The organism is Mannheimia kashgarensis, assembly GCF_041807705.1.
GTDB lineage: Bacteria > Pseudomonadota > Gammaproteobacteria > Enterobacterales > Pasteurellaceae > Mannheimia.
The window spans coordinates 1-20,271 of the sequence record NZ_JBGTYY010000034.1 but is presented as its reverse complement, the minus strand read 5'-3'; the positions used below and the strand labels follow the sequence as shown (position 1 = coordinate 20,271).

Annotated in this window: 17 protein-coding genes and 1 pseudogene; 10 read left to right on the top strand and 8 right to left on the bottom strand. The window is 39.0% G+C overall.

Features of this window, described 5'->3' with window-relative positions:
- The coding region (locus tag ACERCF_RS11025) for a S6 family peptidase (RefSeq protein ID WP_373625592.1) at positions 1-3,455 on the bottom strand (3,455 nt) is incomplete at its 3' end.
- 185 nt (positions 3,456-3,640) lie between these two features.
- Here ACERCF_RS11025 and tpiA point away from each other — a divergent pair.
- Positions 3,641-4,432: a triose-phosphate isomerase gene (gene tpiA, locus ACERCF_RS11020; RefSeq protein WP_373625590.1), complete on the top strand. Its 792-nt coding sequence runs from the start codon at positions 3,641-3,643 to the stop codon at positions 4,430-4,432.
- 107 nt (positions 4,433-4,539) lie between these two features.
- Here the strand turns inward: tpiA and ACERCF_RS11015 are convergent, their stop codons facing one another.
- From ACERCF_RS11015 to gshAB, 5 genes and pseudogenes are all read right to left on the bottom strand, one after another.
- Complete coding sequence (locus ACERCF_RS11015) at positions 4,540-5,001, bottom strand: DUF986 family protein (protein WP_373625589.1); 462 nt, start codon at positions 4,999-5,001, stop codon at positions 4,540-4,542.
- 89 nt (positions 5,002-5,090) lie between these two features.
- Positions 5,091-5,927: a PTS mannose transporter subunit IID gene (locus tag ACERCF_RS11010; RefSeq protein ID WP_159629032.1), complete on the bottom strand. Its 837-nt coding sequence runs from the start codon at positions 5,925-5,927 to the stop codon at positions 5,091-5,093.
- 13 nt (positions 5,928-5,940) lie between these two features.
- The gene (locus ACERCF_RS11005; protein ID WP_159629033.1) at positions 5,941-6,741 is read right to left on the bottom strand and encodes a PTS mannose/fructose/sorbose transporter subunit IIC; all 801 of its coding nucleotides are present in this window, start codon (positions 6,739-6,741) and stop codon (positions 5,941-5,943) included.
- Positions 6,742-6,752: 11 nt separating this feature from the next.
- Positions 6,753-7,730: a PTS mannose transporter subunit IIAB gene (manX, locus tag ACERCF_RS11000; protein WP_373625588.1), complete on the bottom strand. Its 978-nt coding sequence runs from the start codon at positions 7,728-7,730 to the stop codon at positions 6,753-6,755.
- A gap of 249 nt (positions 7,731-7,979) precedes the next feature.
- Positions 7,980-10,254: pseudogene (gene gshAB, locus ACERCF_RS10995) on the bottom strand (bifunctional glutamate--cysteine ligase GshA/glutathione synthetase GshB).
- 206 nt (positions 10,255-10,460) lie between these two features.
- On the opposite strand from gshAB, the gene ACERCF_RS10990 reads away from it, so the two are divergent.
- Positions 10,461-11,264, top strand: a complete 804-nt coding sequence (locus ACERCF_RS10990; RefSeq protein ID WP_373611984.1) for a tyrosine-type recombinase/integrase — start codon at positions 10,461-10,463, stop codon at positions 11,262-11,264.
- 59 nt (positions 11,265-11,323) lie between these two features.
- Here the strand turns inward: ACERCF_RS10990 and asd are convergent, their stop codons facing one another.
- Positions 11,324-12,220: an archaetidylserine decarboxylase gene (asd, locus tag ACERCF_RS10985; protein WP_373625587.1), complete on the bottom strand. Its 897-nt coding sequence runs from the start codon at positions 12,218-12,220 to the stop codon at positions 11,324-11,326.
- 161 nt (positions 12,221-12,381) lie between these two features.
- Positions 12,382-12,711 (bottom strand): ComEA family DNA-binding protein, encoded by a 330-nt coding sequence (locus ACERCF_RS10980; protein WP_373611987.1) that lies wholly within the window; start codon positions 12,709-12,711, stop codon positions 12,382-12,384.
- A gap of 292 nt (positions 12,712-13,003) precedes the next feature.
- Between ACERCF_RS10980 and ACERCF_RS10975 the strand changes: the two genes are divergently transcribed.
- The 8 genes from ACERCF_RS10975 to ACERCF_RS10940 all read left to right on the top strand — a co-directional run.
- On the top strand, positions 13,004-14,224 hold the full coding sequence (locus ACERCF_RS10975; protein ID WP_373611988.1) for a LysM-like peptidoglycan-binding domain-containing protein: 1,221 nt from the start codon (positions 13,004-13,006) through the stop codon (positions 14,222-14,224).
- A gap of 57 nt (positions 14,225-14,281) precedes the next feature.
- A complete protein-coding gene (locus tag ACERCF_RS10970) occupies positions 14,282-14,701 on the top strand; it encodes an MliC family protein (RefSeq protein WP_373611989.1) in 420 nt (139 codons plus the stop codon).
- A 31-nt stretch (positions 14,702-14,732) separates the two neighbouring features.
- Positions 14,733-15,770 (top strand): lipopolysaccharide heptosyltransferase II, encoded by a 1,038-nt coding sequence (waaF, locus tag ACERCF_RS10965; protein WP_373611990.1) that lies wholly within the window; start codon positions 14,733-14,735, stop codon positions 15,768-15,770.
- A 65-nt stretch (positions 15,771-15,835) separates the two neighbouring features.
- Entirely contained in the window at positions 15,836-16,795 is a 960-nt protein-coding gene (rfaC, locus tag ACERCF_RS10960) for a lipopolysaccharide heptosyltransferase RfaC (RefSeq protein WP_373625586.1), read from the top strand.
- A gap of 119 nt (positions 16,796-16,914) precedes the next feature.
- Entirely contained in the window at positions 16,915-17,289 is a 375-nt protein-coding gene (gene rpsL / locus ACERCF_RS10955) for a 30S ribosomal protein S12 (RefSeq protein ID WP_005543325.1), read from the top strand.
- Positions 17,290-17,419: 130 nt separating this feature from the next.
- On the top strand, positions 17,420-17,890 hold the full coding sequence (gene rpsG, locus ACERCF_RS10950) for a 30S ribosomal protein S7 (RefSeq protein ID WP_159629043.1): 471 nt from the start codon (positions 17,420-17,422) through the stop codon (positions 17,888-17,890).
- A gap of 93 nt (positions 17,891-17,983) precedes the next feature.
- Complete coding sequence (gene fusA / locus ACERCF_RS10945; protein ID WP_373611992.1) at positions 17,984-20,086, top strand: elongation factor G; 2,103 nt, start codon at positions 17,984-17,986, stop codon at positions 20,084-20,086.
- Positions 20,087-20,145: 59 nt separating this feature from the next.
- A partial coding sequence (locus ACERCF_RS10940; RefSeq protein WP_239991795.1) for a GTP-binding protein occupies positions 20,146-20,271 on the top strand: 126 nt, incomplete at its 3' end.

The window sequence follows — 20,271 nt, the reverse complement described above, 5'->3', positions numbered from 1 at the left end:
TCAGCGGTGACGCTTTCGCCTTTTTTTGTAATTTCTACCAAACCTGTATATTCAGGTAGAGGATCGGCGGTGACGCTTTCACCTTTTTTTGTAATTTCTACCAAACCAGTGTATTCAGGCAGAGGATCGGCGGTGACGCTTTCACCTTTTTTTGTAATTTCTACCAAACCAGTGTATTCAGGTAGAGGGTCAGCAGTAACGCTTTCACCTTTTTGTGTGATTTTTGGCTCTTCCCTTTTTGTTGGTTTTAGATAGTATGCCATTCCTACCTTTTCTAAGTCGTATGTATATTCACCAGATTCCATTGGCTCTTTTAGTGTTAGAGAAAAGTTATTTTCACCGCTTATTTCTAATAATTTAATTTTGTCTAGAGAATTTGCCTCCTTTATTGGGGAAATTTCAGCAGTAAATTGACCGCTTGCAGAGCCAATAATTTTCACAACGTTACTTGTAGTTTGAGCCAAATCGGTTGTGAATTTAAATACACCATTACCAGATAAGGTATTAGCTGTTAACGTACCGCGTAGCTCTAAGGTTCCACTTGCCATATTTAAAACATCTAATACGGTTGATGTGAGTATTGTTAACGTACTACTTAGATTTACTGTTGAGCCTGTATCGGCAGTAAAATGGCCTGTTTTGCTTATGCCTGTGAGATTTAGAACACTTCCATTATCAAGCTGTAAATGGGTTGTTTCTTCCGCTGTAATTGAACCAGACATTGTGGCTTTACTGCCTAGGTGGAAAGTTGAATTATCATTTAATGTTGCATTACCATTGACGATTGTTCTTTCCCAGCTATTTAAATCGGCATTGGAAAGCGTCGCAACATTACAGGTAGTCATACCATTTCTATCAGAGCGAATACATTGTTGTGATTTGCTTTGGCTAAATCCTATTTGGGCAGTAGCATTATTAGCTAAATTAAAGTGACCTGTTACATTTGATACGTTGCGAGAAACTTCAATTTTTCCATTATCTTTAGCCGTAAAAGTTGTAGCACTAAATTTACGATTGAGCCAATCTCCTTCCACAATGACTTCTTGCTTCTTTAGGTGATCGTAAGCGTGTGGTGTTGGGCGACCAGATAAAATGATCTCGCTTGTACCTTCAGCAATTAAATTACCGTTAAGATTTGTGCCACCTGTGATGAGTAATTTTCCATTTGCAACTTCAGTATTAACAATGACATCTAATATACCCTTGTTATTGGCATCACGTTCGCCAAAGTAACCACTATATGGGAGAACGGAGCCTTCAGCTGATTTTACTTTTTCAGCAAGTACTTTATTTTTAGCTAAATCTTCATTTGTACCTAATGTTTCAAAGAATTCGTTATCCCTGATTAACCCTGTACGGATGTCAATGTCAACAAAAAGTTTGTGGGCATTAAAAATTTCTGTGATTTGTTTCACCGTTAATGGTTTTTTCAAACGAATATAATTGGTCGGTTGATTTGGTAAACGCTGGAAGGCAAAAATATCGGTTGTTGCCATATTTGGCGATATTTGATCTGGGCGTGAAATTGCCGTGACTTTTACCTGTTCAGCCGTTGGGCTAGCGATGCCTGTTAAGTGTAACTTTGCTGCTTTTTGAGCATTATTATTCACAATAACTGCACCGTCATCTGAATTTTGAATACGGTGCATAATAATGCTATGTCCATTTAAATCTAATTTACCGCCACGATAACCAAAATAGATATTGTTAGGATTGACTTGATTAGCACTATTAAGTATGACTGTTGGGCGACCACTTACAATTCCCACTTCAGAAAATGCAGATTTTTCGCCATTTTCACCCGCTTGTTGATCGAGAATGAGCGTGCCATCTCCAACACTGATTGAACCTGGGTTTTTCCCTTTGCCGTTAACGAGTAAGGTACCTTTACCAATTTTGGATAGGCGGTCTCCATTTGGATTGTGAAGTTTCCAGGTAACGGTTTTATCTTTATCAATATCTAAGCCAGCACCTAGCCAAGAGATATTATCGGTTTCTCCTTGAAATGTAGCGTTACTATGAATATGGATAGCCCCCGCTCCTTGGTTAACATCACCAGTTAAAATGAAGGTGTTATTTTCACCGTTGATATGGAATGTTTTACCGTGGTGTAATTGTGGGTTCCAAGGATTATCGTTTGTATTGCCGTTATGTCCTTTCAATGTAGGCAGTGCAGTATCGGCTAAATCTACTTTAAGAGAAGTCGTGCCATCTGAAATGGTGCTACTATTGCCTTGTGGCTTCCAAGTAAGTGTTGCTCCAGTTGTTGTGATGGTACCTGCAGTATTTTCTTTTTCTAATGCACGAACGTAGTGTGGGTGATGATAGTTCCAGTAAGATTTAAATACATCTCCGCCAGGAATATTCCCTTCAGAGAAATAATCACTATAAACGCCCAGTACCACCCATTCTTTTTTCTTAAGGTTGTATCCCCAGATTGCAGAGCCACTATCACCAGGTAAGCCAATAGTTGTTAATGGACCATAGCCGTGATCTTGGAATACATCATTTGTTTTATTTGATAAAGCAACTAAAATTTTGCTTAAGCCGTTATCAGTATCGCTACTTACAGGGAGTACACTTCCACCAATTAAAAATGTACCGCTACCTACCTCAATACGTCCCTTATTTAAACGATCTGTAATGTTATTAACTATAGCTTGTTTGCCTGAACCCGCACGAATAAACATAGGGAATAAGGTGCGGTCGCCAAACTGCTCGTAATAGTCATAAAGACTCTGACCATTTTCAGGCTCGATCTGTTTTGCAGGCACGACTTCGGTAACGAGTTTAGCTAGGCGAGGTGCGTGATAATCCCAGCGATTAGTGGGGTTATTGGATATATCATAAATGATTTTTTCACCATTATCATTTCGTTCACGAGATTCACCATTTTTACCTTTATCCGCTTTGAGTTTAGCAGGATCTGGCCGGTAGTTATTGCGTTTTACTAACCGATAATCGTAATGGTGATCGTCTAGCTTATTGCTACTTGAATCGCCAAATTGTACGGAGTTATAACTTTGATTATGATTAACACTGATAACATATTGTGGGTTTACTAAGGTGGCAAATCCCAATGTACGGTTAATTGATGAGAAATCGATCATTGGAATTTCAACTGGATCAAGTATAACTTCTTTATAGCGAGGAGGCTCTTCTCCATTGCACTGCGGTGGAGGATTGCTACTAAAACAGAGTCTAACATCAAAACGAGGTGGCTCAATTTCAATAAGTTTTTTAGGCGTTACATTTAAGAATGTGCCAATTTGCTGATCTTTGTTATTCAGTACAGGAATATTAGTCGCACCAACAAAAAATTTTCCTTTGTTTTCAGCGAGATCGCGAAAGTATTGATAATCTACATCGCCACGCACAATAGCGGCGTATGTTGAAAGGGGAAGAATAGACGCTAATGTAGTGGCTAAAAATGAGAGAGTGAACGCTTTTTTCATAAGTAATATATTTTCTCGTTTATATCGTCAAAGTTGGGTATTATAGACTTTGTAAAATAAGAGTTAAAGCAAGTTATGCTTTTAGAGGAAATTTTAGGAAAAATGACATAAAAAATGATTAAACTAATAAAATTTGGTATAGTTCACACCAGTTGATACTTAATTTAACTTATAGGAGAAACAATATGGCACGTCGTCCACTAGTAATGGGTAACTGGAAATTAAATGGCGATAAAGCGTTTACTAAAACCTTAATTGCAGATTTAAAAGCAGAATTACACGGCGTTGAAGGCTGTGATGTGGCTATTGCCCCGCCAGTAATGTATTTGGCTTATGCTGAAGCATCATTGGCAGGTTGTGGCTGTGGTTGTAGCGACAAAGGCTTAATTACGTTAGGTTCACAAAACGTTGATGTAAATGTAAAAGGGGCTTTCACAGGCGATATTTCCCCTGAAATGTTAAAAGAGTTTGGTGCGAAATATATCATTATTGGGCATTCAGAGCGTCGTACTTACCACAAAGAGAGCGATGAATTTATCGCACAAAAATTCAAAGTATTACAAGACGCAGGCCTAGTGCCGGTGTTATGTATCGGTGAAACTGAAGCCGAAAACGAAGCGGGCAAAACAGAAGAAGTCTGTGCAAGACAAATTGATGCAGTAATCAACGCACACGGCGTTGAAGCCTTTAACGGTGCAGTAATTGCTTACGAGCCAGTTTGGGCAATCGGTACAGGTAAATCAGCCACTCCAGCACAAGCTCAAGCAGTACATAAATTCATTCGTGATCACATTGCGGCGAAATCACAAGCAGTTGCAGATCAAGTGATTATTCAATACGGTGGCTCAGTAAATGAGGCTAATGCAGCAGAATTATTTGCTCAGCCAGATATTGATGGTGCATTAGTCGGCGGTGCTTCACTTAAAGCACCTGCATTTGCGGTAATTGTAAAAGCAGCGGCAGACGTGAAAGCATAATTTAATTAGTATTTTACAAGCGGTTGTTTTTCTTTAAGAATTTGCAAAATTGTTGGGAAAAATAACCGCTTGATCTTTTTATTGATAAAGCCGTTATATTTTGTTTTTTATTTCTCGAAAAAATTAACGACAGATTGAAGATCTTCTTCGTTTTCAGGCTGGGCAAGTAGCCTTCTTCCTCCGTGTAAATCAATTACTAGTACTTTTTCATTTGTGTTTATCTCTGCAATATTTATTTGATAAATTTTAGCGTAATTAAAGTAAATATTCGCAAAGAAGAAACCCTCTTGCTTTAATAAAAGACGTGGTGAACGAAAAAATGCTAAATAGACGGCTAAAATAACACAAGTGCTAAGCAGATAGAGTGTAAATGCTGAAACTTGGTTTTGAACGCCATAACCAATCGATAATATGATTAAGCCTATTAATAGCCAAGTATCAATGGTTTTTTGTTTTTTAAGTATGATAGTGAGTTTTGTTGGTCCTTTAAGTCTATCCATTAGGATTTGGTCGTAAACAGCAAAAAGTAAGCTAAGTAAGATAAAGAGAAAAAGAATAGTATTTGTCATAATTCTAGGTAAAAGATAAGTAGAGAAGCTATAAAAAACCGCTTGAACGTTCAAGCGGTCATTTTTGAGAGAGATTTTACATATCGGTTTTAAGCTAATGCACCTGTTGCAGCACCTAAAATACCAATGACAAAGAATCCTAAGATAATCCAAATTGCATTAACACGATGACGAAGTAGCCACATACAAGCAAAAGTAAGTAGTAATGGTAATAAACCTGGCATTAAACTATCTAAAATGCTTTGTACCGTGGTGATTTCAGTGGTGCCATCTTGTTTTTGAATAGTAGAAAGTACAAGAGGAACATTGATACTAGTCCATTTTTGGACTAATGCTCCCATAATAAACAGACCTAAAATGGATGCACCTTCGGTTAATTTTTGTAATAGGCCTCCGCTCATATCTTGTACAACATCTAATCCTTTTTTATAACCATAAACAACGCCATAATAGCGAGTGGCTAAACGGACAAGATTGAATAAGACAAAGAATAAAATTGGACCTAAAAGCTCGCCTTTTAATGCTAAACCTGCACCTAATGCTGCGAAGACTGGGCGAACGGTTCCCCAGAAGATTGGGTCACCTACACCAGCTAGGGGCCCCATCAGACCGACTTTAATTCCATTAATTGCGGCATTGTCGATCTCTTTGCCGTTTGCACGCTCTTCTTCCATCGCAATCGTTACGCCTAAAATCGGAGCTCCGACAAATGGCTGAGTATTAAAGAATTCAGAATGGCGTTTAATTGCTTCTTTACGGCCTGGGTCATTTGGATCAGGATATAAACGTTTGATAACAGGAACCATAGCATAAGCAAAGCCTAAAGCCTGCATACGTTCAAAGTTCCACGATCCTTGAAATAAGTTTGAACGACGTACAACGGCATTCAAATCGCTTTTTGTTACTTTTTTGATTTCGGTTGTCATATTGAATGCCCTCTTAGTCTAAACGGTTGTCTAAATCATTTTTTTGTGCCGAAGTTACTACGACTTGCTGGCTTTTATTGTATTTTGGATGCATATGGATATAGACCATCGCGATTACAGTACCTAATACGCCGAGTGCTACAAGGTTGAAATTGGTAAATCCAGCAATCACAAAACCCGCAAAAAAGAACGGCATTAAATGACCTGCACGCATCATATTAATCACCATCGCATAACCAACAACCGCAATAAAGCCACCAGCAATTTTAAGTCCTGTTGTTACCACTTCTGGAATAGCATTTAACATTGTTTGTACAGCATCTGTACCTGCCGTTAAGGCAACAATTAACGCAGGAATAGCAATACGCATTGCTTGTAGGAGTAAAGCACCACGATGTAGCCAATCTAGACGGTTTAAGTTACCATCTTCTATTGATTTATCTGCTGCGTGTTGGAAGCCAACTGTGATAGCTCGCACAATATAAGTTAGTACTTGACCTGCAGCAGCAAGCGGGATTGCAATAGCAATACCTGTTGAAATATCTTGGCGACCGACGATAACAAGGATAGTTGAAACGATAGAGGCAAGGGCTGCATCAGGTGCAACTGCCGCACCGATATTCATCCAACCTAATGCTAATAGCTCTAATGAACCACCCACGATGATACCAGTCGTCACATCACCTAACACTGCACCTATCATAGTACAAGCAATTAATGGACGGTGAGTTTGCCATTCATCTAGAATTGAACCCATACCAGAGATACAGGCAACGAGGAATAAAAGCACAATTTGTAATGCTGAGAGTTCCATATTGATTTCCTTTAGATTAAATTATGTTTTTTCAATAAATCCATCATATATTGACGGCTATCACTTGATACTTTGCGTACTTCCAACTCGACACCTTTAGCGTCCATCGCTTTGAAAGCCTCAATATCTTTCTGATCAACGGCAACAGTATGGCTGATCATTTGTTTTCCTTCTTTATGTGAGATCCCCCCTACATTAATTGAATTAAGAGGAATGCCTCCTTCAATCAGTGCTAACACATCGCTAGGGTTAGTGAAAAGCAGCATCACTCTATCATCGGCGTATTCAGTATTGTTATAGACACGAATCATTTTAGGTACATCAACAACGTGTGCCGTAACACCAAGTGGCGCTACACTTTTTAACATTGTCGTGCGAATGCTGTCTTTTGCAACCTCCTCATTGACGACAATAATACGATTTACCTTGCTTTCTTTTGTCCAGACCGTTGCGACTTGACCGTGAATTAAACGATCATCAATACGGGCAAGAGCAATCGTCATCCGGCGACCATCATCGACAATTTCAGGTTGTTGGGTAACAGATGTTTCTTGTTCTGGAGATGCTGTAGTTGCTTGAGCAACCTCAGGTTGATGGTTTAAAGAACGAATACCTGTTGTGCCTGCCTCTAATGCGACTTCAACAAGTTCTTCTAATGATTCAACATCATCTCTGGCCATACAGGTATTGACTAACATAGGGATATTCACTCCAGCAACAACATCCATACCAGATTTTCCATCTTGGAATCTGTTAGCTGCATTGAAAGGGCTTCCTCCCCACATATCTACAAGAAACAGTACTTGATCACAATGTGACAATGGGCCATCAACCAATAATTGATATTTCCCCATAATAGTTTCTGCATTTTCACCAGGAACAAAATCAATGTAGGCGACATCTTCTTGCTCGCCAATCAACATTTCTGTTGTCTTGAGAAGTTGCTCTGCAGCGACACCATGGGTTGCTACGATAATAGCAATACTCATATATTACTCCTATAGAGATATTTTAAGTTATTAATCGGGGTGTGATTTTAATATGATAATTATTTCACACAATGTAATAATTACAGAAGTGTGATCTATATCGCATATTACGCTATTTTTTGTCTATAAATTAGACTAACATTCTTTATTTGGAGTGCTATTGTATGAAAGAAAATTTAATTTGAGTGATAAAGAAAAGCCATTGATCATCAGTGGTTCCTCATAATATAAACAGAATAAGCATAAATTTTAATGATTTATTTCTGGAAATAACATTTTAATCACTGCTTTGGTTAGACGGCGAGATTTTCCTTGATAGGGGAAAATATGCATCATCATTGGATTGAAGTTTGCCTCAATCACTCCCCAAGAGCTTAAATTTGGCTCGGCAGCTTGAGTGGAGATCGGGAATAATTAAATCCACGCCACACACTTTCGCTCCCATATTACGAGCAATGCTGGCAGCAATTTGTTTATAGCTTTCGTGCATGTGGTCAGTCATATCAATCGAATCGCCCCCTGTGCTGATATTAGAATTGGCACGCAGTTGCACGGTTTGACCTCTCTCAGGCACAGCATCGACAGTTAAGCCTTGCTCTTTTAGTTGTAACTGTTCGATTTCGCCTAAGGTGATTTTTTTAAGAGGGCTGCGAGAGCCATCGCCTCTGAGTGGATCGTCATTTTTCATTTCAACCAATTCTTTAATGGTATGAACGCCATCTCCGACTACATTAGCAGGCACACGCAGAAGCACGGCAAGGGTTTCACTGCCTAACACAAAGAAGCGGTATTCGGTGCCAGTCAAATAATCTTCCACCATCACTTCTTTGTCTTCACGGAACGCAATTTCTACCGCTTTTGCAAAATCTTCCCGATTTTTGACCGCTTGTTGGAAAATCGTGATGCCTAATCCGTAGTTGGTGGATTTCGGCTTGATCACCACAGCCTTGCCCTCAAACAGCGGATAGTGAGCGACTGCCTCTTCAAGTGTGGTAAATTCGACACTTTTTGGCACATTGAAACCTGCTTTTGCCAGTACTTTTTTCGTTACCACGTTATTTTCCATAATCAATGGCGAAATGTATTGATCGTGGCTGGTCATATTACCATTTTTTACATATTCCAAATGATTGCCAAATTTCAGGGCGAGAAATTGATCGTTTTCATCGAGCAATTCCACCCCAATTCCTTGTTGGATTAAATCAAAGAATAACGCCTGAGTAGAAAGCTCCATATTGTCAAAAGCAGACAGGGCATAAAAACGATCAAACGCTTGATCTTTATAATCTTGAGCGAGTTTTGCACCTAGTGCTTTATAGCTACCGAATTGATCGATGGCTTTAAGTAAGCGTCCATTAATGGTTTTTGTGAGATCGGCAAACTGAGCGATTTTTTCACGCACGAGCTCTAGATTCTCTTCGCTTGTTCCTAACGCTTCAAGCATCGCTAAAATGTGATTTAAGGTGGCTTCTCCTTCAGTACGGAAGGTGGTTTCAGTTCTGGGATCTTCAAGTGCGACTTGGTAAAGTTTCTGTTTGCCAATTTCTACCTCTTTTTGACCGCTTGTTTCTTCCAACCAAAGCATACCAAGCAAGAAATAGTGGATAAATTTCGCATCACTTAATTCAATACCATAAGGTGCAAATGGATTGAGATCGAATAGGCGGAACTCGGTGTATTGCACACCTTTTTCCAATAAATCACGGGCTTTCTTACCGCCACGCAAACGCACATTGGAGTAAAATTCTTTTTCGGCAATCAGTAGCCCTTTTGCCACTTGAGCTTCAAGGGTTTCCACATAGCTTTCTAAACTATCGTGGTTTACTACCACGTCTTCTGAATTGACATAACCATAAGGGCTAGAGCGTAAACTACGCACTAATTGCCCCTCTGCAAGCGGTGATTTTCCGTAAAAATATTGCGATTCCACCGTTGGCGTGGCGGCAAATAAGTAGAGCAAAATCCATTGATAACGCAAGAAGTTATTTGCCAACTTCATATAAAGGGCGCTCTGGAAGGATTTCAAATCACGATGTTCTGTTTGCAGCTCAAAGGCTTTTTCGACAAATTCAGGAGAAAGTTGGAAGTTGTAGTGAATGCCGCTTACCATCTGTTTATATTTCCCATAATTAGCAGAAAGATGTTTGCGGTAATTCACATCATCAGGGTTATCCAACTGTGCTTCCTGAATTTGATCTTCAGGCGGTAAACCTGCAGGCATACTGAGAGGGAAAATGTATTCATCTTTCGGCAAAGAGCGTAAAACTACCTCGTGTATTGCCGATAGCCAACGGAAACTATCTTCCAACTTCGCATTCGGAGGTGTGATAAGTTCTAACTGGCTTTCTGCAAAATCGGTTTGGATATAAGGGTGGTAGGAACGATTGCCAAATGCGGCAGGGTGTGGAGTAGTAACGATGTTTCCATTGGCATCAACACGTTGGCTTTCTTTCTCTAAACCAAAATTGCCTTGTTGAAACAGCAATGCTAAATGATTTTCTTGGATAATTTGTTGTAGTTTCATTATCTATCCTTATTTGTCGATAAATTTGATGCACAATATCATAAATGAAATACTTAGTGAAACAATAGGTCTTATTTATTGGAATGGTTTAGATGATTGGGTTATAGCCATTATTAATATGGTATCAATATGATTAAGGTAAAATATAGTAACCCGTAGATCTATAATTATTATATTGATTTTCAACCAACAATAAGGAAATCAATATGTTTATTTTATTTGAAAAACACCTCTATCAATCTAATCTTGCTGAGAATACTCAAACAGCTTATATTTTTGCTATAAAGCAGTATCACAAAAAGTTTTCTGAGTTGTCCAAAATTAATTTACAGCGGTATAAAGTGTTCTTAATTGAAAACTATAAACCGCAGACGGTTAATTTAAGGCTGAGAGCAATAAATTACTATCTGGAGTTTCTTAAAAAAGAGAAGTGGAAATTATCTTTTATTAAAGTTCAACAAAAACCATTTTTAGAAAATGTAATTAGTGAGGCGGATTACGCCTACTTTAAACAGTGTTTGAAAGAAGATAGGGAGTTTTATTGGTATTTTGTGATTAGATTTATGGCTGCCACAGGTGCAAGGGTAAGTGAGCTTATCCAAATCAAGTGCGAACATATCAAAATTGGCTACTTAGATCTCTACTCTAAAGGGGGCAAATTAAGACGAATTTATATCCCAACTGCATTACAACAGGAATGTTTAGAATGGCTAAGATTAACGAATAAACAGAATGGATTTATTTTCCTTAACAAATATGGCGATAGAATTACCACTCGTGGCATTGCTAGCCAATTAAAAGTATTTGCTAGACGCTATAAATTAGATCCTAAAATTGTTTACCCTCACTCATTTCGCCATCGCTTTGCAAAAAGTTTCTTAGAACGCTTTAATGATATCGCATTCCTTGCAGATTTAATGGGACACGAGAGTATAGAAACCACAAGGATCTATTTGCGTAAAACCAGCACAGAGCAGCAAGACATTGTGAATAAAATTATTGACTGGTAATAAATAAAGGGCAGATCAGATCTGCCCTTTAATTTAATGTAGCAAGGAATTTGATTAGGTTAGTGAGTAATTACTTTGCCTAATTCTTCACCCATTCGGGTTTTTGTACCTGCAATAAGTGCTGGGTTGAGGTGAACTTTACCTTTCGGGAAAAGGTTGATTACAGTTGAGCCTAAACGGAAAGCTCCCATTTCTTCGCCTTTTTGTAATTTAATTGCTTTTTCGCCTTCGGTTTCGTAGTTCCAAACGACAACTTCATCAGCTCGTGGTGGATTGATAACACCTGCCCAAACCGTACTCATACTTGCCGTAACCGTTGCACCCACTAAAATTTGTACCATCGGCCCGAATGCAGTATCAAATTCACAAATCACACGTTCGTTGCGGGCAAATAAGTTTGGAACGTGTTCTGCTAAAAATGGATTAACCGAATATAATTCGCCCGGTACATAAATCATTTTGCGTAATGTAGCATCGCACGGCATATGCACACGGTGGTAATCTGTTGGCGATAAATAAGTGGTAATAAAGGTACCATCTTTAAATTTTGCCACCATTTCTTCATCATTGACCAATAAGGTCTCTAACGTAAAATGATGACCTTTTGCTTGTAATAAGCGGTTATCAGAAATTTCGCCTGATTCGCTTACTTTGCCGTCTGCTGGCAGGCAAACAGTATTTAAATCATTATTAATTGGGCGAGTACCTTCTTTTAATTCACGAATAAAAAACTCATTGAAAGTGGCGTAATCTGAAGGCTCGGTTTTTACTGCTTCAGATAAATTGACTTTGTACTGCTTGGCAAATAATTTAATAATAAAATGAGTAACAGCTCCCCATTTTTGTTCCGCTAACCAACCTGCCACTCTGGTAATTGCTAATTGTGGCAATAAGTAGTGTAGAGCGATTTTTACACGCTGTAAATAAGTTGGAGTCGGGTATGATTTTAATTGCATTGCGTTTTCCTTTTTTGATTAAAAACTGAAGTCCGTTTTTAAATGGGGGCAAATATAGCAAATGCAATACAAAGAGCGAAAAAAATTAACAAGATGTTGAAGTGGCTACAAAGAAAAACAGATAGGGGCTTTGTAGTTTATCCACTTCAACAATATTTTTACTACTCTAAAACAATATTAGCTCGATTTTTTTCTACCGTTGCTTGCCCAATGCCAGAAACTTCGGCAAGTTGCTCAATGCTTTTAAAATTCCCGTTTTTTGTGCGGTAATCTACAATAGCTTGAGCTTTTTTTTCGCCAATACCGACTAATTTATCTTGCAATTCAGCAGTACTTGCTGTGTTGATATTGACCACATTGGTGTTCATTGGTTCTATCTTTTGCTCAGTTTGAACCGTGTTATTTTGCTCAACTTGTGGTGGGGTTTGAGCAAAAGCTAAGGTATTCAAGCCGATTAATAGACCTAATGCGAGCGTTTTCATCTTTTTCATAATATTTTCCTTCTGGTTGAGTAAATTTGCGATGAGCTTAAAAGCGAAGGGTATTTATCTCAAGCAGCAAAATTAAAATTTTCGACACAGATCGAAAAAATAGAAAAAAGCTAAACTTATTGCCTTGCATTTGGTCTGAAATTAAGCGAGATTATGATGATTTGCAAAAAATTTATGAAAAATGACCGCTATTTGTGTAAAGTTATTCAAATAAATTCAAATAAATAGTGAATTGATTTAGAATAGCGGTTATTTTTATATGAATTAACCCCCTATTATTTTTTGGAAAAATATGACACAAAATAACTTTCGTAAAGAGCCTGTTTTTGGCGAACCTTTAACAACTCCTAGCCAAGAAAACAACAGTCAAGAAAATGAAAAGGTAGAGACAACCGAGGTAGAATCACAACATAACGATAAACCTTATGTTTCTTTACATTCTACAAAAGCACCTGGACACACATTTACGCCAATTATGAAAAGACCTGATGCGACAGTAGAAGATAAAACAGCAGATGTATCTACAGCTAACTCAGCAAAAGGATTTCAATTTACACCTAGCTCAGAGAATGCAGAGAGAGTAGAGCCAAAAGTTATAAAACCTGCTCAAGAAGGTTTTACAACTGAGCGTATTATTCCAAATGCAGCAACAACTGCCGCTGGAGCCACGGTTGCTGCTACAAAAACAAAAGATATTAAAGCTAAAATGCCACCTAAAACTCGTCGTTTATTATTAGTTGCGCTATTAGGCTTAGCATTATTAGTGCTATTTTTCTTATTAAAACCAAGTACACCTGAAACAGTGGAAGAGTTACAATCGCAACAAGGGGGTAGCCTACCAATTGAATTCCGCCCTGTAGATGAAGCGGAAGCAAAACGAGCGGAAGAACAAGCTCGTGCAGAACAAGAAGCTGCAGCTAAAGCTCAGGAGCAGGCTCAAGCAACTCAGCAAGCTCAAGAGACTCAGCAGCCGGTACAAGCAATAACATCGGTAGCACCAAGTCAAACTGAACAACCTGTTTCTACCCAAGTGCAAACTAATCAGTCACAGGTAGCACAAACCCCAGTTGAGAATAAGCCTGTGGTTGCACAACCGGTAATTAAGCCAAAAACAGAAGGCAGCGTGGTATTCCAACCTGAAACTGCACCAAAACAACAGCCTAAAGTGGCACCACAGCCACAAAAAGAACCTGCAAAAAAAGTAGTAGCTAAACCAGCAGAAAAAGCACCAGCTAAAGCTGAAGTAGCTAAAACAAATACTGCTTCGGCAGCGGTATCGACTAAAACGATGACTGTACCAAAAGGGGTATCATTAATGCAGGTATTCCGTGATAACAATTTAAATATCTCTGACGTTAATGCAATGAATAAAGTAAATAACGTTGTGAGCAATTTAAAAGTGGGCGAACGAGTAACTGTTCGTTTAGATAAAAATAACCGTGTAGTTGAAATGAGCATTGGCTCAGGTGGTACATTTACCCGCCAAGCAAACGGTAGCTATACTTTTAAATAATAATGAAAGGAAGGGCAACGCTACAAGCGTTGCTCTTTGTTTTTTTAGGAGATGTATATGAACTTATTTTATAAATCCTATAAATTTATAGTCTTATCAGCATCAGCAATAGTGCTAGTAGCTTGTGCAACAGAGGTTATTCCACCTGTTGAGCAACTTGAAAAAGCACAAAAAACAACAGAACCTGCTAAAACGGTCATTAAGCAAGTTGAGAAAGCGACAGAGGTTAATTTATATCTCTGTAAAAATAATAAAAAAGTCGAAGTTGAACGTCAAAAAGTTGCTAAGAATGATGCGAAAAAAGAAACAATTATAGTTAATTTTCAAGGTTCAGCTCATCAACTTTCTCCTTCAGTAACCAAAAATGGTAAAAAATATACCAATATCCGCTGGACTTGGCACGAAATGCGCAATGGTAAAGCTTTTTTGTATGATAATACGAAAAAAAACCTTGCTGAAAACTGTGTAAAACAATAAAAAGCGGTTGGTTTTTAAGAGAATTTTGCAAATGAATATTTTAGTTATCGGGCCTTCTTGGGTTGGTGATATGATGATGTCTCACTCGCTTTATCAACAACTTAAAGTTCAGTATCCGAATTGCCAGATTGATGTGATGGCACCTGATTGGTGCCGTCCGCTTTTAGCTAGAATGCCAGAGGTGCGAAAAGCCATTTCAATGCCGATTGGACACGGCTCGTTCCGTTTGTGTGAGCGTTATCAACTCGGAAAATCATTGCGAAATCAATATGATATGGCAATCGTGTTACCGAATTCATTAAAATCTGCGTTTATTCCGCTTTTTGCGAAAATTGCTAAACGTCGTGGCTGGAAAGGCGAAAGCAGATATTTCTTCTTAAACGATCTTCGCTCAAATAAAAATGATTACCCAATGATGGTGCAACGTTATGTTGCATTAGCTTTTGAGCAAGGTGCTATTCCTCAAGCAGAACAGTTACCGATTGCTTACCCTTATCTTCAAACAGATAGCCAAGAAATCGAACAAACCAAAGCGAAATTCGAGAAACAGCTAAGTTATGCAGAAAATCGCCCTGCCATTGGATTTTGTCCGGGAGCGGAATTTGGCCCTGCCAAACGTTGGCCTCATTATCACTATTTAACATTAGCAAAAATGTTAATTGAGCAAGGTTACTCGGTTCGATTATTTGGCTCGAAAAAAGATGAAGAAGCAGGCGAGCAAATTCGCTTATCTTTACCTGAAAATCTACAACGCTATTGCTTGAATTTAGCAGGGCAGACGGATTTAAACCAAGCGGTAGATTTAATCGCAGATTGTAAGGCGGTGGTAAGCAATGACTCAGGTTTAATGCACATTGCCGCAGCACTTAATAAGCCATTGGTTGCTCTATACGGCCCAACTAGCCCACAATATACGCCGCCGTTATCTGAAAATGCGGTGATTATCCGCTTAATTGAAGGTGGATTAATTAAAATCCGCAAAGGTGATGGGGCGGAAGGTTATCATCAAAGTTTGATTGATATCGAGCCACAAATGGTAATGGAAAAACTCCAAGCATTATTAGCATAATTCACCACAAGTGGTCGTTTTTGGTAAAAAACTTGCAAAAGACGACCGCTTATGATCTTACAACTATGAAAGTTCTAATCGTAAAAACCTCGTCAATGGGTGATGTGTTACATACCTTGCCAGCCTTAACCGATATGCAAAATGCGATTTCCAATTTGAGTGTAGATTGGGTTGTTGAAGAAAATTTTGCTGAAATTCCAACTTGGCATTCTGCTGTGAATAAAGTGATTCCCGTCGCTATTCGCCGTTGGCGGAAAAATTTATGCAAGCGTGCTACTTGGGTGGAGTGGCAAAATTTCCTGCAGGAGCTAAAAAGTGAGCAATATGACGCTGTTATTGATGCTCAAGGGCTTATCAAAAGTGCTGTGCTAGTTACTCGCCAAGCCAATGGTAAAAAGTTTGGTTATGATAAAAACTCAGCTCGTGAAGGGCTAAGTAGTCTATTTTATGATGAAAAATTTGATATTCCTTACCAACAGCACGCTGTAGAGCGTATTAGAAAATTATGTGCAAAATCATTAGGTTATACTTTTCCTAAAACGAAAGGTAATTACTCTATTGCTCAACGTTTTGCAAAAAAATCTGAAAAAATAACCGCTTACGTTATGCTTATTCACGCAACAACTCGAGCAGATAAGCATTGGAAAGAGGCATATTGGGTAGAGGTTATACAAGAACTCGCTAAGCAAAATATTGAAGTGAGATTGGCTTGGGGAAACCAAATTGAAAAAGAGCGAGCAGAGCGTTTAGCAATAGTAGCGAGCAATGTAGTGGTTCTCCCTAAAATGGGATTGACAGAATTAGCAACGCAAATTGCAGGTGCTAAAGCGGTGGTTTCTGTTGATACAGGCTTGAGCCACTTGGCAGCAGCTTTAGATAAACCCAATGTGATTTTATATGGAGCAACCGAGCCTAAGTTAATCGGAGCTTATGGGCAAAATCAGACTTATCTAAAAGCGGATAAAATGGAAAATATTACATCTTCACAGGTGCTAGAAAAATTGCTGCCATTGATTAACACATAATCACTTTTGCTTTTTGGTTGTACTTGACTTTTGTCCTCAATCAATTTAGAATTTGCTGTCCTTTCGTGTGAAAGGATATTTTAATTTTATTTTTAATAATTTTAACTGGAGCTTTTTTAATGGCAACTATCAACCAGCTAGTACGCAAACCGCGTGTGAAAAAGGTTGTAAAAAGTAACGTTCCTGCATTAGAGGCTTGCCCGCAGAAACGTGGCGTGTGTACTCGTGTATACACTACTACACCTAAAAAACCGAACTCAGCATTACGTAAAGTATGTCGTATTCGTTTAACAAATGGCTTTGAAGTAACTTCATACATCGGTGGTGAAGGTCATAACCTTCAAGAACACAGTGTTGTATTAATCCGTGGTGGTCGTGTTAAAGACTTGCCGGGTGTTCGTTACCACACAGTACGTGGTGCACTTGACTGTGCAGGCGTTAAAGATCGTAAACAAGGTCGTTCTAAATACGGCGTTAAACGTCCTAAAGCTTAATGGATCTCCGTTGAGTAAGGCCAAACGTCTAAATTTTAATATTTAAACCATAAACTCCAGTCAAGATGCCGTTAGGCAGATTAGATGAGTTTTGGATATCCTGAAGATTTAATATACGGAGAAATTTCCAATGCCACGTCGTCGTAGTATTGAACCACGCAAAATTCTTCCAGATCCGAAGTTCGGTTCAGAATTACTTGCAAAATTTATTAACGTGTTAATGGTAGATGGTAAAAAATCTACTGCAGAAAAAATCGTTTACGGTGCATTAGAAGCTTTAGCACAACGTTCTGGTAAAGAAGCGTTAGAAGCATTCGAAATCGCATTAGAAAACGTACGTCCAACTGTTGAGGTTAAATCTCGCCGTGTTGGTGGTTCTACTTACCAAGTACCAGTAGAAGTTCGTCCAACTCGTCGTAACGCTTTAGCTATGCGTTGGATCGTAGAAGCAGCTCGTAAACGTGGTGACAAATCAATGGCATTACGTTTAGCTAACGAATTATCAGATGCAGCAGACAATAAAGGTTCAGCAGTGAAGAAACGTGAAGACGTTCACCGTATGGCTGAAGCTAACAAAGCGTTTGCTCACTTCCGTTGGTAATCTTTTAAGTAAGCTTTTTCAAGGCTTCATCTTGTGTGGTGAAGCCTTACCCTTATTAAGAATTTCAATTTAAACCAAAAAGGTAATAATTAAATGGCTCGTCAAACCCCTATTGAAAGATATCGTAATATCGGTATCAGTGCGCACATCGACGCGGGTAAAACAACGACCTCTGAACGTATCCTTTTCTATACAGGTGTAAGCCATAAGATCGGTGAAGTTCATGATGGTGCAGCAACAATGGACTGGATGGAACAGGAACAAGAGCGTGGTATCACAATCACATCTGCTGCAACAACTGCATTCTGGTCAGGTATGTCACAACAATATCCACAACACCGTATCAATGTTATCGATACTCCGGGACACGTTGACTTTACTATCGAAGTAGAACGTTCAATGCGTGTTCTTGATGGTGCGGTAATGGTTTACTGTGCTGTAGGTGGTGTACAACCTCAATCTGAAACTGTATGGCGTCAAGCTAATAAATATGAAGTACCACGTATTGCATTCGTAAATAAAATGGACCGTACGGGTGCAAACTTCCTACGTGTTGTTGAGCAAATCAAAACTCGTTTAGGTGGTAACTCTGTTCCTCTTCAATTACCAATCGGCTCAGAAGACAACTTCAAAGGAGTGGTTGACTTAATCAAAATGAAAGCAATCAACTGGAATGAAGCTGACCAAGGTATGACTTTCACTTACGAAGATATTCCAGCAGAGATGGTTGCAGATTGCGAAGAATGGCGTAACAACCTAGTTGAAGCAGCAGCTGAAGCATCTGAAGAATTAATGGAAAAATTCTTCTCTGGTGAAGAGTTAACTGAAGAAGAGATCAAATCTGCATTACGTCAACGTGTATTAGCAGGTGAGGTGATTCCAGTTTGCTGTGGTTCTGCATTCAAAAATAAAGGTGTTCAAGCAATGCTTGATGCAGTAATTGATTACTTACCAGCACCAACTGATATCCCAGCAATTAAAGGTATTAATGAAGATGAAACTGAAGGTGAGCGTCACGCAAGCGATGATGAGCCGTTCTCCTCATTAGCATTCAAAATTGCAACTGACCCATTTGTAGGTAACTTAACGTTCTTCCGTGTTTATTCAGGTGTAATTAACTCTGGTGATACAGTTTACAACTCTGTAAAACAAAAACGTGAGCGTTTTGGTCGTATCGTTCAGATGCACGCTAACAAACGTGAAGAAATCAAAGAAGTTCGTGCGGGTGATATCGCAGCTGCAATCGGCTTAAAAGATGTTGGTACAGGTGATACATTATGTGCAATCGATGCGCCAATCATTCTTGAGCGTATGGAGTTCCCAGAGCCGGTAATTTCTGTAGCGGTAGAACCAAAAACTAAAGCTGACCAAGAGAAAATGGGCTTAGCATTAGGTCGTTTAGCACAAGAAGACCCGTCATTCCGTGTTCACACTGATGAAGAATCTGGTGAAACTATCATCTCTGGTATGGGTGAGTTACACTTAGATATCATCGTGGACCGTATGAAACGTGAATTCAAAGTGGAAGCGAATATTGGTAAACCTCAAGTATCTTACCGTGAAACTATCCGCACTCGTGTGAATGATGTGGAAGGTAAACACGCAAAACAATCTGGTGGTCGTGGTCAATATGGTCACGTTGTGATCGACTTATACCCATTAGATGCGGAAGGTCCTGGTTACGAATTCGTGAACGAAATCAAAGGTGGTGTAATTCCTGGTGAATACATTCCTGCGGTTGATAAAGGTATCCAAGAGCAACTTAAATCTGGTCCATTAGCAGGTTACCCAGTAGTAGATCTAGGTGTTCGTTTACACTTCGGTTCATACCACGATGTTGACTCATCTGAGCTTGCATTTAAACTTGCTGCATCATTAGCATTTAAAGCGGCGTTCGCAAAAGCAAACCCAGTATTACTTGAGCCAATTATGAAAGTGGAAGTTGAAACTCCACCAGACTACGTTGGTGATGTAATCGGTGACTTAAGCCGTCGTCGCGCAATGGTAAACGGCCAAGAAGCGAACGAGTTTGTTGTTAAGATCAATGCTGAAGTTCCACTTTCAGAGATGTTTGGTTATGCAACAGACTTACGTTCACAAACTCAAGGTCGTGCATCATACTCAATGGAACCTTTAAAATATGCTGAAGCTCCGAAAAATGTTGCTGACGCTATTATTGAAGCTCGTAGAAAATAATTTGTTTAACCTGAGCCAGAGCAATAGGGCTATGGCTCATTTTTTAGGAAGATATTAAAGTGTCTAAAGAAAAATTTGAACGTACAAAACCGCACGTTAACGTGGGTACAATCGGCCACGTTGACCATGGTAAAACAACTTTAACAGCAGCAATCACAACTGTATTATCAAAACACTTTGGTGGT